14 protein-coding genes are annotated in these 12676 nt (G+C 65.1%); 5 read left to right on the forward strand and 9 right to left on the reverse strand.

What is annotated here, in order from left to right:
* Positions 1 to 6: 6 nt before the first annotated feature.
* The 5 genes from B0G80_RS04405 to B0G80_RS04425 all read right to left on the reverse strand — a co-directional run bounded on the left by B0G80_RS04405 (position 7) and on the right by B0G80_RS04425 (position 5164).
* Positions 7 to 498 carry a DUF421 domain-containing protein gene (locus tag B0G80_RS04405; RefSeq protein ID WP_116117132.1) on the reverse strand — a complete coding sequence of 164 codons (492 nt, stop codon included), beginning with the start codon at positions 496 to 498 and terminating at the stop codon, positions 7 to 9.
* Between the two features lie 33 nt (positions 499 to 531).
* Positions 532 to 1188, reverse strand: coding sequence for a glycosyltransferase family 2 protein (locus B0G80_RS04410; RefSeq protein WP_116117133.1), 657 nt, complete (start codon positions 1186 to 1188; stop codon positions 532 to 534).
* A complete protein-coding gene (locus B0G80_RS04415; protein ID WP_116117134.1) occupies positions 1185 to 1790 on the reverse strand; it encodes an SAM-dependent methyltransferase in 606 nt (201 codons plus the stop codon). The genes B0G80_RS04410 and B0G80_RS04415 overlap by 4 nt, the downstream gene beginning before the upstream one ends.
* Before the next feature lie 24 nt (positions 1791 to 1814).
* Positions 1815 to 2993, reverse strand: coding sequence for an acyl-CoA dehydrogenase (locus tag B0G80_RS04420; RefSeq protein WP_116117135.1), 1179 nt, complete (start codon positions 2991 to 2993; stop codon positions 1815 to 1817).
* A gap of 197 nt (positions 2994 to 3190) precedes the next feature.
* The gene (locus tag B0G80_RS04425; protein ID WP_116117136.1) at positions 3191 to 5164 is read right to left on the reverse strand and encodes a PAS domain S-box protein; all 1974 of its coding nucleotides are present in this window, start codon (positions 5162 to 5164) and stop codon (positions 3191 to 3193) included.
* A gap of 192 nt (positions 5165 to 5356) precedes the next feature.
* On the opposite strand from B0G80_RS04425, the gene B0G80_RS04430 reads away from it, so the two are divergent.
* On the forward strand, positions 5357 to 5593 hold the full coding sequence (locus B0G80_RS04430; RefSeq protein ID WP_116117137.1) for a hypothetical protein: 237 nt from the start codon (positions 5357 to 5359) through the stop codon (positions 5591 to 5593).
* 82 nt (positions 5594 to 5675) lie between these two features.
* On the opposite strand, the gene B0G80_RS04435 is transcribed toward B0G80_RS04430, so the two are convergent.
* Positions 5676 to 6725, reverse strand: a complete 1050-nt coding sequence (locus B0G80_RS04435; protein ID WP_116117138.1) for an NAD(P)/FAD-dependent oxidoreductase — start codon at positions 6723 to 6725, stop codon at positions 5676 to 5678.
* A 239-nt stretch (positions 6726 to 6964) separates the two neighbouring features.
* Here B0G80_RS04435 and B0G80_RS04440 point away from each other — a divergent pair, with 239 nt between their 5' ends.
* Positions 6965 to 7402 carry a carboxymuconolactone decarboxylase family protein gene (locus tag B0G80_RS04440; protein WP_116117139.1) on the forward strand — a complete coding sequence of 146 codons (438 nt, stop codon included), beginning with the start codon at positions 6965 to 6967 and terminating at the stop codon, positions 7400 to 7402.
* A gap of 145 nt (positions 7403 to 7547) precedes the next feature.
* On the opposite strand, the gene B0G80_RS04445 is transcribed toward B0G80_RS04440, so the two are convergent.
* Positions 7548 to 8408, reverse strand: coding sequence for a LysR family transcriptional regulator (locus tag B0G80_RS04445; RefSeq protein WP_116117140.1), 861 nt, complete (start codon positions 8406 to 8408; stop codon positions 7548 to 7550).
* Positions 8409 to 8569: 161 nt separating this feature from the next.
* Here B0G80_RS04445 and B0G80_RS04450 point away from each other — a divergent pair, with 161 nt between their 5' ends.
* A complete protein-coding gene (locus B0G80_RS04450; protein WP_116119514.1) occupies positions 8570 to 9970 on the forward strand; it encodes a DHA2 family efflux MFS transporter permease subunit in 1401 nt (466 codons plus the stop codon).
* A gap of 13 nt (positions 9971 to 9983) precedes the next feature.
* Here B0G80_RS04450 and B0G80_RS04455 read toward each other — a convergent pair whose 3' ends face one another.
* On the reverse strand, positions 9984 to 10757 hold the full coding sequence (locus tag B0G80_RS04455) for an SDR family NAD(P)-dependent oxidoreductase (RefSeq protein WP_116117141.1): 774 nt from the start codon (positions 10755 to 10757) through the stop codon (positions 9984 to 9986).
* A gap of 260 nt (positions 10758 to 11017) precedes the next feature.
* Here B0G80_RS04455 and B0G80_RS04460 point away from each other — a divergent pair, with 260 nt between their 5' ends.
* On the forward strand, positions 11018 to 11947 hold the full coding sequence (locus tag B0G80_RS04460; RefSeq protein WP_116117142.1) for a LysR family transcriptional regulator: 930 nt from the start codon (positions 11018 to 11020) through the stop codon (positions 11945 to 11947).
* 49 nt (positions 11948 to 11996) lie between these two features.
* Here the strand turns inward: B0G80_RS04460 and B0G80_RS04465 are convergent, their stop codons facing one another.
* Positions 11997 to 12248 carry a DUF1488 domain-containing protein gene (locus B0G80_RS04465; protein ID WP_106284301.1) on the reverse strand — a complete coding sequence of 84 codons (252 nt, stop codon included), beginning with the start codon at positions 12246 to 12248 and terminating at the stop codon, positions 11997 to 11999.
* Positions 12249 to 12420: 172 nt separating this feature from the next.
* Between B0G80_RS04465 and B0G80_RS04470 the strand changes: the two genes are divergently transcribed.
* The gene (locus tag B0G80_RS04470) at positions 12421 to 12600 is read left to right on the forward strand and encodes a hypothetical protein (RefSeq protein ID WP_116117143.1); all 180 of its coding nucleotides are present in this window, start codon (positions 12421 to 12423) and stop codon (positions 12598 to 12600) included.
* Positions 12601 to 12676: the final 76 nt, after the last annotated feature.

The raw sequence follows: 12676 nt of genomic DNA on the forward strand, positions 1-12676 counted from the left end.
TTCGATTCACGCCTTCTTGCGGATCACGCTCACTTCGCCGTTGCGTTCGAGAATCGCCGCGGCCACGTTTTCCATCGAACGTGAGCCGGTTTTCTGCCGCACGCTTTCCTGAATGTCGGTTCGGCTGATCAACGCCGCGTCCATCTCGCGCGCGTTGAATTCGCCGTTGCTGAACACCTCGCGTTCGACGCCGCCCACCAGCCGCTCCAGCGCGCGCGAGCGCATGCATACCCACGCCAACGCCCGGTGGCAGACGACGATCGCGAACGACGCCACGACGGTGGCGATAAACGGCGACGCACCGACGATGGCCCGGCTCAACATCGCGCCGAGCAGGATCACCACCACCGAGTCGAATGGCGAGCGTTGTCCGAACGAGCGCCGGCCCGAGATGCGGATCAGCACCAGCGCAATCAGAAACACGACGATCGAGCGCATGGCCATCTGCAGCGGGTCGAGCATCCTGCCTTGACCGAACAGCAGCAAGAACGCTTCCATGCTGTCGCCCTCCTGTTGTAGCAAGCGGCGCCCTTATCCGGCGGCCGCCCACGCCGCAAGCGTATCGCCAAAGCCGCCCCGAGCGCGAGCCGCTGCGCGCGCGCTCGTAATCACGCGCGGCGCCGCGCTCCACGCGATGCGCGCGCCGATCGCGATCAGCCGGTCGACCAGCGCGACATCTTCGCTGCACTTGAGCGGCGGGAAGCCACCCGCGCGCCGGTAGGCGTCAGCCGACACGCCGAGGTTCGCACCGTGAATGTGACGATGACCGTCGGCATCCACGTAAGTTTTGCGGAAGTATTCGCGCACGCTATGCGGATGCGCGGTCCAGTCGTCGACGGCAATCGAGCCGCACACCGCGTCAGCTTCCAGCGAAAGCTGCGCCACCAGCCAGCCCGACGAGACGCGGCTGTCGGCATCGGTGAACGCGAGCCAGCGCGCGCCGTCCGCCAGCAGGAAGTCCGCGCCCGCCGCGCGCGCAATGCCGACATTGCGCGCCTTCAGCGTCAGCGTCTCGACGCCGTAGGCCCGTGCGATCGCCCCGCTGAAGTCGTCGCATGCGTCGAGCACGACCACGATGCGCACCGTTTCGCCCGCTAGATCCTCGTGGCGCGAGGCCGCGATCAAGGCAGCGAGACACGGCGCCAGCAACGCCTCTTCGTTATGAGCCGGAACGATCACGCCGATCATAGAAGCCCCTCGCGTTGCGCGACCGAGCGTGCGTCGCGTGACCAGACGTCGATCAGCAGATCGGCTTCATCGTGATGCGCGAGACGCGTGAGGCCGCAGCGTGCGTCGAACAGCGCATGCGCGGCATCGGCGGATTCGAGCGCTTCGGCGAAGGGCCGGCGCCAATGACAGGCGAGCAGCGTGCCGTCCGTGGTGAGCGAGGCGGCGATCCGCGCAGCCAGCGTTTCCAGCTCCGCCGAATCGAGGTAATAGGCGAATTCGCTGATCACGATCAGATCGAACGGGCCGGCCTCGGTCGGCCACTCGCGCGGCACCGTGCGCCGTTCAATGCGGACGTGCGGCGCGTCGCCAACGCGCTCGCGTGCAAGCTGCACCGCGCGCTCATGCAGATCCGCCGCGAGCAGCATGTCGCAACGCTTCGCCAGCTCGACGGTCAGTTCGCCGTTGGCGCAGCCGGGTTCGAACGCACTCCGGTAGCGCGGGCGCGGCAGCAACGCGAGCGTCAACGATCGCTTGCGGCTCTCGTACCAGCCTTCGCGCAACTTCCACGGATCGTCGCTGTGTCGATAGAGTTCGTCGAAGTAGGTAGCCGGTGAGCTCATGTCAGCGGCCCTCCGTGTATGGCGTCAGAGCATCCACGGGGCACCTCCGGCATCAGGACCGTCGCGACCGTCGGCGGGTCCCGCTGCGGCGATCAGCTCACCGAGCGCAGCGAGATCGCGCTCCGCGTGGCTCTGCCGCAGGAACACCGGCAGATCCGCCAGCGCACGTGCGAAACGCGCGTTGCGGCACAACGGGCCGGCGCCGAGCGCACGTGTGGCGTGAGTCATCACGGCCGTCGAGGCATCTTCCACGACGAGGCGCGCGCGCATGGCCTCGCGCTGCGAGTCGGCTAGCGGATTGGCGTCGATGTGCACGGCGGTCTCGCGCAATACCGCGGCCGCGCCGGCCAATGCCACCTCGACCGCGCCGAGGTGGGCAAGCCAATGCGGATCCGCGCGCCGTGTGCACGCGGCGCGCAGCATGCGCGCGATCTGCGCGGCGGCCCCATACCAGCACGCGGCGATGCCGGCGCCGCCGTGCCAGAAGCCGGGACGCCGTACATAGGCATGCGCGCCGCCCACAAGAGTCGCCGATGCCTGGTCGAAGCTCACGTCCGCGCTTGCCGTGGCCTGCATGCCGACCGCTTGCCACTTCGCCGTGTCGATCGAGATGGACGGCTGATTCATTGCGACGGCCGCCAGCACCGGCTCATCGTCCAACCATGCGGTAACGAGCGCATGCGTGACCACACCCGCGCCCGAGCACCACGCTTTCGTGCCGGTCAGGCGAAGGTTTTCGCCATCGCTTCGGATTCCTACCTTGAGTGCTTGCACGCGCGCATCGGGCGGCTCGGCCGCCCAAACGCCCCAGCGGCTTCCCGCGGGCGGCGTGGGGCCTTGCAGCTCGGCGAGAATCGCGAGCGCATCCGTGTGTCCTTCGAACAGCTTGACGAGCCCCAGATCGCACGCGGCCACCGCAGCCAGGGAACGCCAGCGCACCAGCGTTTCGCCGTGCCCAGGCAAGGGCATATCAGGCGCACAGTCGTAGCCGCGTTCGACCAACGCGCGCAACACGCCGCCGAGCGCGACGGGGTCGCCGGAATCGAAACGCGTATCACGCAGAAAATTTTCGAGCGACGCGGCAGGTTTCGCGCCATTCCGCGTTCCGCCCGCCCCGACATGGCAATCGCGAGATGCGGTCATGCCGGCGTTTTGCGGCGGCCGCGCGTTGGCGCCGGCCGTACGGCCACGCGTATCGAGCATCGTGCCTCCCTGAAGCTGTTCAATCGACTGCCGGCGGACTCTCAAGGGCCGCCGCGCACAGAAGACCCACAGCAAGCGGCGTGCCTCGACTACCGGACGTCGGAATGCGCAACATCTTTCTTCAGGAATCGGGAATGCGCAGGCGCGTAAGCCGTCACACCGCTCTGGTATGAGGGAAGCGCGCCCTGCCTGAACGGCTAGTCGGGACCGCGTTCGCTGCGCAGCGCTTCCACGTCGGCCAGCAGCGCATCGAACAGTTCGAGTCCAACCGGCTTCACGAGATGCGCATGGAAACCGGCTTCGCGGGTGCGCTCGCGATCGCTCGCGTGGCCGAAGCCAGTCATGGCGGCGTACCGTGTATTGGCAAGCGCGGGCATGACGCGCAACGCCGCGATCGTCTCGTAGCCGTCCATCTTCGGCATCGCGATGTCGATCACCGCGAGGTGAGGCGCGAAACGCGGCGCGATCAGCACTGCCTGCTCGCCCTCATAGGCGATGCGCACCTCATGGCCTTTGAGTTCGAGCAGCATGGCGAGACTGTCGGCCGAATCGCGATTGTCATCGACCAGCAGAATGCGCAGCGGCGCGACTTCGGTGTTCGCCGCGTTCGCTTCATCGCCCGTTGCTTCGGGTGGCGCGGCGGCCAGCGGCAGACTCAGCGTGAAGGTGCTGCCGCAGCCCGGCCCTTCGCTGCTCGCGATAATGCTGCCACCGTGCATCTCGACGAGCGACTTGCACAACGTGAGGCCGATGCCGAGACCGCCCTCGCCCGTATTCTGCCCGTCCTTTTCCTGAGCAAACAGTTCGAAGATCTTGTCGAGTGAGCGCACAGGAATGCCGCAACCCGCATCGCGCACTTCGAGCACGGCCATCTGGTAGTCGACTCGCGCCGCGACATCGATGGCACTGCCGACCGGCGAGAATTTTGCCGCGTTGTGCAAGAGGTTCTGCAACACCTGCACGAGGCGCGTCATGTCGCCGCGCACGAACACCGGCTCGTCGGGCATATGCTGGACGACCCGCTGCTCGTGCGCATCCGTGAACGGCCGGGCCGCCTCGATCGCGCGCGCCATGACCTCGGCCAGATCGACACGGCCGAAGCGCAACTCGACCTTGTTCGACATGATCCGGCCAACGTCGAGCAGATCGTCGACGAGCCGCGTGAGGTGCGTGACCTGCCGGTCAATCAGGTCGCGCGAACGTGCCACGGTGGGGCTCACACCGGTTTCGAGTTGCATCACGCCGATCGCGTTGCGCACCGGCGCGAGCGGATTGCGCAACTCATGGGCGAGGGTCGCGAGAAACTGGCGCATGCGCTCGCCCGAACGTTCCAGTTCTTCGCGCTGACGCCGCTCGGTCAGATCGCGCGTGACCTTGGCGAAGCCGCGCAGCCGGTTCGATTCGTCATGCACCGCCGTGATGACGACGTTGGCCCAGAACGTCGTGCCGTCCTTGCGCACGCGCCAGCCTTCGTCCTCGACGTGGCCGAGCTGCCGGGCAATCGCCAGTTCGCGCGCGGGCTTGCCGGCCGCCGCTTCCTCGGGTACGTAGAAGGTCGAGAAATGCCGGCCGACGATTTCCTCGCGCGTATAACCTTTGATGCGCGCGGCGCCCGAATTCCAGCTCACCACGTACCCTTGCGGGTCGAGCATGAAGATCGCGTAATCCTTCACGCAGTCGACCAGCAAACGGAAACGCTCTTCGCTTTGCCGCAGCGCTTCCACGTACTCGCGTTGCGCGCTCAAATCGCGCGTGATCTTGGCAAAGCCGGTGAGTATGCCCGCGTCGTTACGCATCGACGTGATCACGACATTCGACCAGAAGGTCGTGCCGTCCTTGCGCTTGCGCCAGCCTTCGTCCTCGAAGCGGCCGGTCAGCGACGCCTGTTGCAGCTCGTAGGCGGGCCAGCCGCGCGCCACGGCTTCCTCGGTATAGAAGCGCGAAAAGTGCTCGCCGACGATCTCCTGCTCTGAGTAACCCGTCAGCTTGTGTCCTCCCGCATTGCAACTCACGATCAGCCCGGTCGGGTCGAGCAGGAAGATCGCATAGTCTTCGATTGCCTGCAGCAGCGCCCAGTAGTCGACCTCGACAGCCGCGCCGGGACGGGCCGCGGCCGGGACTGTGACGGGCTGGCCGTTTTCGCTGGCGGAAGGGACATCAAGCGATTTCATTGTGGTCGGAAATAAGGGCTACGGCCAAAAGCATACACCGCCAATCACCGCCCGCTTCGCCTATGGTTTCACCTGAGGTCCGCGCGAACGGCCCGGCGCCAGAGTCCGCGTCGGGAAAAGCGCTCGCGGGATCGTCGGGCCCCGCAATTGCTACTCCGTGATCGCACCATCATCAAACAACAGGAGTCGCAATTGAAACAGGCATTCATCACCCTCGCTCTCAGTGCCGCGCTGGCACTCACCTGCACTGCCGCGCAAGCTGAAGGCTGTACGAAAGGCGCGGTCGTGGGCGGCGTGGCCGGCCACGTCGCGGGTGGCCACGGCGTAGCGGGTGCGGCGGCCGGCTGCGCGGTCGGCCATCACGAGGCCAAGAAGAAAGACAAGGAAGCCAGCGCGGCCGCAGCCGCGAGTCAACCCGCCGGGAAATAAAGGGCGCGTAGAAAGAGCCGGTTGCGGCCTGCCGATCACTACCGACTCGATCAATCAGGAGACCGCTACCTCCGCGAGATGGTCACCCGGCGGCACTGACTTTTTCCGCCAGCTTTGCGTCGTAGCTCGAATGCACGTGCACACGCTTTTTGTCCGGATAAGCGTACGAGTACGCTCGGCGCAGCGCCAGCGACGCCTCATGAAAGCCCGACAGAATCAGCTTCTGCTTGTTCGGATAATTGGCGATGTCGCCCACCGCGAAGATACCGGGCCGCGAACTTTCGTAGTTCGACGTATCGACATCGACGCGCCCCGCGTGAATCGATAGCCCCCACTGCGCGATCGGCCCGAGATCGGCAACGAGTCCATAGAGCGCGACGAGGTGCTCGGCCGCGAGTTGCGTCTCGCCCTCGATATGTCGCAACGTGATCGACTTCAATGCATCGCCTTCGACGTCGAGCCCCGCAATCGCGCCGACGATAAAGTCCATTTCGCCCGCCTCGACCGCGCGCCGCATCGACGCGACGCTCGAATCAGCCGCGCTGAAACCGCTGCGCCGATGCACGAGCGTCACCCGGCGCGCGACCTTGCGCAGCGCCAGCGCCCAGTCGAGCGCGGAATCGCCGCCGCCCGCCACGACCACAACCTTGTCGGCGAAGTCCGCGAGACGCGGCACGCTGTAGTGCACGTGACGCGACTCCAGCGGTACGGCCTCGGCTAAGGCCAGCTTTTGCGGCACGAACGCGCCGTTGCCGGCGGCCAGCAGGATCGCCGCGACATCGAACACGAGGCCGCTCCCGGTACGTACCGTCCAGCGTCCGTCGCTGCCCTGCTCAACCGACTCGACCCGTTGTTCGAGATGGATGGGCGGATCGAACGGCTTGCATTGCGCCAGAAGTCGCTCGACCAACTCGCGCGCGGTGCAGGACGCAATGGCGGGAATGTCGTAGATCGGCTTGTCGGGATAAAGCTCGATGCATTGGCCGCCGATCTTGTCGAGCCCGTCGACGATCTGGCAGGACAGGCCGATCACGCCCGCCTCGAAAGCGGCGAAAAGTCCCACCGGCCCCGCGCCGACGATCAGGACGTCGGTACGGATCGGCGGCGGTTGCTGGTCTGCGGCGGAAGTCATGCGCGATCTCTTCGGATGGGTAGATGGGTGAATGACCCACCATACCGAATCGGCCGATGCGCGGCAACGATGCCATTACCGTCGGTAAGGACGCTCGGCCGGCCGCGTGCGCGCCCGCTCACCGCGTCAAAGTGGCTACCTGAAAATAGCCGGAATCGGTCATTTCCCAAAGCCAGTCATGCGCCTAATCTTCCCTCATCGCATCACGGAATGCGTCCAACCCAACTCAGGAGTGAATCATGGAACAACGTCTCGACTTCTACAAAGCCAACCCCGCCGCGATCAAGGCCATGATCGGCGTTGAAGAACGCATCGGCAAATCGGCGCTCGAAAAATCGCTGACCGAACTGGTTCGTCTGCGCGCCTCGCAGATCAACGGCTGCGCATACTGCGTCGACATGCACACTGCCGACGCCCGCAAGGGCGGCGAAACCGACCGCCGTCTGGCGACCGTGGTGGTCTGGCGCGAAACGCCGTTCTTCACGGACCGGGAACGCGCCGCGCTCGAATGGACGGAAGCGCTAACGCTGGTATCGCAAGCGCACGTGCCCGACGCGGTTTGGGAAGCGGTGCGCCCGCACTTCAGCGACGAAGAACTGGTCGATTTGACGCTGCTTGTTTCCGCGATCAACGCATGGAACCGCTTCGCGATTTCGTTCCGCAAGCTGCCCGCCTGAGCGGCACGCGCTCAGAAACAATGCAGTTCAGTCCGCGTCGGTTGGAAAGCGGCGGCACGCACCACGCGGATTCGCTATGCCGATGCGCAATCCTTCGCCGTCGTATCAATGCATGGCGTCGATCCGTACGCCTCACGCCTCGCCGCTATTCCCCGATCCACGATCCGCGCAAATCGCTGTCGTGCAGCAATTGCAGCAGCGTGCCAGCCGGCCGGCTAAGCCGCTTCGCCGCCAGCGCGATGAATTCCACCGACGGCAGCGTCGGCAGACTCGCCGTATTCAGGGGCGCCGCAAGACCGCGTGCCGCCAGATACTGCGGACGAACGGTAATGCCCAGCCCGCCGCGCGCGGCCGCGATGCAACCGGCGTGGCTGCTGCTCGTGCACACCAACTGCCAACTGAATCCGGCCTCGGCGAGCGCGTCGAGCACGACGGCGCGCGTCACGCTCGGTTCGGCGACCAGAATCAGCGGCAAGGGCTGACTCAAGTCGACCAGCGTACCGGCGCGCGCCAGCCACTCCAGCCGCCCCGTGAAGAGCGGCACGCCGCGCCTGTCGCCGAGACGGCGCTTGCCGACCAGCAGATCGATCGCCCCCGCGTCGAGCAGCTCATACAGCTTGCCGGTCATGCCGATGGTGATTTCCAGTTCGACATCCGGATGCGCATCGCGAAACGCGGCGAGTACCGTGGGCAGCGGACCGAGCGCGACGTCGTCCGAAGAACCGAGCCGCACGCGGCCTTTCAGACGCGGCGCGCGAAACTGCGATTCGGCCCGCGCGAGCGCCTGCAGAATCACGCTGGCGTGCGCGAGCATGGCTTCACCGTCTGGCGTCATCGCGAGCGAATGGGTGTCGCGCACGAACAGGCGCCGGCCCACGCTCTGCTCGAGCCGTCGGATGTGTTCGCTGACGCTCGATTGCGTCAGGTCGAGTCGCCGCCCCGCCTCGGTGAAGCTGTGGCAGGCCGCGACGGTCGAAAAAGTTTTGAGCCAGATGGGATTGAGCATGGGGCATTGTCGCGCCGCTCATCGGCAAAGTCGATAACAGTCAATGCCCTTAGTGGGGTTCCCGATTGACGAGGATGTCAATATGATGACTGGGTCGCCCCCACTGAATGCTCGGCGTCGAGACGGCCGCCCATGCCGCCGCCCCGCTGCCCGGTAAAAAGATGACCAAGGATTCTTCCCAGACCGCTTTGCTCTGGATCGTCGCCGCCGGCTTTTTCATGCAGTCGCTCGACACGACGATCGTCAACACCGCGTTGCCGTCGATTGCCAACAGCCTGCACGTCGCACCGCTCGCGATGCAGCCGATCGTGGTCGCGTACACACTGACCATGGCGATGCTCACGCCCGCCTCGGGCTGGCTCGCCGACCGCTTCGGCACACGGCGCGTCTACTTCGCCGCCATTCTCGTTTTCGTGCTCGGCTCGATCTGCTGCGCGAGCGCGCACACGCTCGGTCAACTGGTGATGGCGCGCGTGCTGCAAGGCGTGGGCGGCTCGATGCTGCTGCCGATCGGGCGGCTCGCCGTCCTGCGCAGCGTCACGGGCGACCAGTATGTCGCGGCGCTCGCGTTCATTTCGGTGGCCGGGCAACTGGGGCCGATCGCCGGGCCGACGCTCGGCGGCTGGTTCGTTCAGGCGATCACGTGGCACTGGATTTTCCTCATCAACGTGCCGATCGGCGCCGTGGGTCTATATGCGGTGCAGCGCTTCTTGCCATCGCACGGCGAAGCAAAGGCGCCGCCGTTCGACTTCGTCGGCTGCGGGCTACTCTCGTTGTGCATGATCGCGTTCTCGCTCGCCGTGGACTCGCCGATGCCCACACACCGCGCGGCATGGTCAGCGGCGCTGTTCGCACTCGCCGTCGTGAGCGCGCTCGCCTACATTCCGCATGCGAGACACCGCGTCAATCCGCTCTTCAAACTGTCGCTCTTTCGCGAGCCGAATTTCAGCGTCGGTCTGATCGGCAACCTGGTGTGCCGCATCGGTTCGAGTGCCGTGCCGTTTCTCGTGCCCTTGCTGCTGCAATTGCAACTGGGTTACTCGCCGCTGCATTCCGGTCTGATGATGCTGCCCGCGGCTCTCGCCGGCACCGTCGCCAAACGCTGGATCGCGCCGCTCGTGCACCGCTATGGTTACGATGCCTTCCTGCTGGTCAACACGATCATCGTCGGTTCGTCGATCGTTGCGTTCGCACTGATTACGCGCGGCACGCCGCTCGTGGTCGAGATCGCGATCCTCGCGGTGTTCGGCGCGGCCAACTCCATGCAATTCGCGGCGATGAACAGCGTCACGCTCAAAGGCCTCTCGCATGAAGACGCCGGCAGCGGCAACAGCCTCTTTTCGATGGTGCAGATGCTGGCCATCGGGCTGGGCGTGTCGATCGGCGGCGGGTTGGTGAATCTCTTCTCGGCGCAAGTCGGATCGGCCGCGCTCGGTTTTCGGCTCGCCTTCGTGTGCGTCGGCGTGATCACGCTGGTGTCGGCGTGGGTGTTTCGTCACCTCGACGAAGCGCCTGCCTCGCGCCGGGTGGGCGGGCAAGCGACACAAGGCGCGGGCCGCTGATCCAGGGCTTGCGTCAATCCGGCAAACGGATGCCGGAAAACCCCGCGCACGCCTCGATCAAACGCTCCTGAACGGCAACGTCGTGCACCGCCGGATGCGTCTCGCAGCGCTTCATGTGATAGAAGTACGCACCAGTGACGGTGGCCTCCGGCTCGTCGCTGACGGCGAGCCATACCTGGGTTTTCGGCGCGGCCTGCAAATCGTCCGGCGCGCCCGGACCACCCATTTTCGTCGCCACCCAACCCGGCTCCAGCGCATTCGACATCACCTGCGGCCAGCGCCGCGCCATCGCGAACGCCAGCAACGCGTCGTGCAGTTTCGAGTCCGAGTACGCCGCCGTGCCCCGCCAGGGACGCCTCTCCCAGGCTAGATCGTCGAGGCTCGCGTCGCCGCTGCGATGCAGCCCGGAGCTCAGATAAACGAGCCGCCGCGGCTTCTGGATCAAGGCGGTGAGAATGTATGGCGCCAGCGTATTCACCGCGAAGACGTGCGGCAAGCCGTCGACGGTGGCAATCCGGCGTGGTTCCTGATAGCCGACCGCCGCGTTATGGATCACCGCATCGAAACGGCCTAGCTGGTTGACCTGCCCGGCGAGCGCGATCGTGGCCGCGATGCTCGACAGGTCGCCGATCAGCGCGGCTTCCGCTTGCGGTACGGCTTGCAATGCCTGGTCGGCGCGCGCGGCAGCGCGCGCATGCAACACCACCTGATGGCCGGCCTCGACGAGCAGACGCGCGGCCATTTGACCGAGACCATCGGCGGAACCGGTAATAAAAATGCGCGACATGGCGTGTTCTCCGTTGTTCAGTCCAACTGAATCCGAATATGCCTGATGCATGACGAGAATCGCATGTCTCGGTGCTTCGGGCGAACGTCAACAGATTAACGCCCGCCGCGCGACTGACGCGATAGCCTGACTGTCATTCCACTCATGACATGACATCATTCGTCCGCCTTACCAGGCGGCGTTTCCGCGAGTCGGCATGTGAATTAAACGGACTTTCGCGTTAGCATGTCACGCATTAGTAAATAACAAAGGACTATCACATGCCATTTGACGAGCGCATGCTGAACGGCATGGGCGTCTTGACGGCGATTGTCGATTCCGGGAGTTTTGCGGCGGCTGGCGTTGCGCTCGACATGTCGCAATCCGGGGTGAGCCGTTCGGTCGCGCGGCTCGAAGCGCGTCTGGGCATCCGGCTTTTCGACCGCACCACGCGTTCGGTCACGCTGACCGACGAAGGGCGGCGCTTCTACGAACAGATCGTGCCGTTGCTGGGCGGCCTCGAAGAAGCGGCGGCTTCCGCCACGCAGGGCGCGACCGCCGTGCGCGGACGTCTGCGCGTGAACATGGACCCGTTCTTTTCGCGCCTCGTGCTCGGGCCACGGTTGGGCGGCTTTATCGACAAGCATCCCGATCTGCAGCTCGAACTCATCACCCGCGACCAGATGGGCGATCTGGTCGGCGACGGATTCGATCTCGCGATCCGTTTCGGCGATCCGCCGGTGTCGACGCTGATCGCGCGCAAACTGCTGGAGACGCGGATTCTCACCGTGGCCGCGCCGGCGTATCTAAAGAAGCACGGGCACCCGGTGAATCCAGCCGAACTCGAAAGCGGCAAGCATGTCTGCATCAAGTTCCGCGATCCGCTCACGGGCTACCCGTTCAGCTGGGAATTTCATCGCGGCCGCAAGAAAATCGTGATCACGCCGCAGGGCCGTTTGACCGTGAACGACGTGGGCACCCTGCATAGCGCTTGCACGACCGGCCAGGGCGTCGCGCAAATTCTCTCGCTCGGCGCTGAGTCGTTGATGGCGAGCGGAAAACTCGTCGAGCTATTTCCCGATTGGGGCGACGAGGTTTATCCGCTCTATGCGCTCTATCCTTCGCGGCATCATCCGCCGGCCAAGGTCCGGGCGTTTTACGATTTCGTCGTCTCGCTGACAGGCGGCGCGCCACGCGAAACAGCAGCTTGAGCCCGCGTTCGGTCGCGCCCCGCTTGCCGGCGCGACGTGCTGCGCCGCGTCAAGAGATCGTGTAACGGTTCTGCGGGCCGCCGAGGTACAGGCCACGGGCGAGCGTGAGGATCTGCTCGCGATGCTGGTCGAACGCAGCGAGCACCGCCGGTTCGTCTGAACCCACGCTCGGGCTCAGATTGGAAATCACCGAACGGTTGACGGCGAAAGCGATTTCGCGCGCGTTGTCGTAGCCCCAGAAATTCACGCAGTGATGCGAGGCGTCGTAGCTGCGGCTGGGATTCGGGAAGTTGAGGGACATGTCGTACTCCCGCACTATAGGATTCTCGTTCCACGTTGCGCTGAATGGGGGCACGGGTCAAGGGCTTGTTTGTAATTCCGCGCAGCGATGGCGAGACCCGATCGCAACGCCAGGCACGAGCCCAGGTCTGCCGCTTGCTGCAATGCTCATGTCATCCACCCAGGAGAGGATCATGAGCGAAACCAAACAAGGCGCCAAAGACAAACCGGCCGACGTCGAACATCCGCAACCCGCAGCGCACAGCGACAACGAAAAGAGCAAGCTGCCCGAACGCGACGACGCGAGCCGCGATCAAGCGCCGTCGGACCGGCCCGGCAAAAAGCCCGGCGAGGGCGAGCCGCCGGTTGGCTGAAATAGTTAGCATCAATCCAGGAGCGGCTTTGCTGTATTTAAACAGCGATGCCGCATAAATTTTTCCCTTCTGACGG

Source organism: Paraburkholderia sp. BL6669N2, from assembly GCF_003387275.1.
Classification (GTDB): Bacteria; Pseudomonadota; Gammaproteobacteria; order Burkholderiales; family Burkholderiaceae; genus Paraburkholderia.

Coding starts and splice junctions, on each gene's coding strand:
- B0G80_RS04405 (WP_116117132.1), bottom strand. CDS start 498: ATGGAAGCGTTCTTGCTGCTGTTCGGTCAAGGCAGGATGCTCGACCCG.
- B0G80_RS04410 (WP_116117133.1), bottom strand. CDS start 1,188: ATGATCGGCGTGATCGTTCCGGCTCATAACGAAGAGGCGTTGCTGGCG.
- B0G80_RS04415 (WP_116117134.1), bottom strand. CDS start 1,790: ATGAGCTCACCGGCTACCTACTTCGACGAACTCTATCGACACAGCGAC.
- B0G80_RS04420 (WP_116117135.1), bottom strand. CDS start 2,993: ATGCTCGATACGCGTGGCCGTACGGCCGGCGCCAACGCGCGGCCGCCG.
- B0G80_RS04425 (WP_116117136.1), bottom strand. CDS start 5,164: ATGAAATCGCTTGATGTCCCTTCCGCCAGCGAAAACGGCCAGCCCGTC.
- B0G80_RS04435 (WP_116117138.1), bottom strand. CDS start 6,725: ATGACTTCCGCCGCAGACCAGCAACCGCCGCCGATCCGTACCGACGTC.
- B0G80_RS04440 (WP_116117139.1), top strand. CDS start 6,965: ATGGAACAACGTCTCGACTTCTACAAAGCCAACCCCGCCGCGATCAAG.
- B0G80_RS04445 (WP_116117140.1), bottom strand. CDS start 8,408: ATGCTCAATCCCATCTGGCTCAAAACTTTTTCGACCGTCGCGGCCTGC.
- B0G80_RS04450 (WP_116119514.1), top strand. CDS start 8,570: ATGACCAAGGATTCTTCCCAGACCGCTTTGCTCTGGATCGTCGCCGCC.
- B0G80_RS04455 (WP_116117141.1), bottom strand. CDS start 10,757: ATGTCGCGCATTTTTATTACCGGTTCCGCCGATGGTCTCGGTCAAATG.
- B0G80_RS04460 (WP_116117142.1), top strand. CDS start 11,018: ATGCCATTTGACGAGCGCATGCTGAACGGCATGGGCGTCTTGACGGCG.
- B0G80_RS04465 (WP_106284301.1), bottom strand. CDS start 12,248: ATGTCCCTCAACTTCCCGAATCCCAGCCGCAGCTACGACGCCTCGCAT.
- B0G80_RS04470 (WP_116117143.1), top strand. CDS start 12,421: ATGAGCGAAACCAAACAAGGCGCCAAAGACAAACCGGCCGACGTCGAA.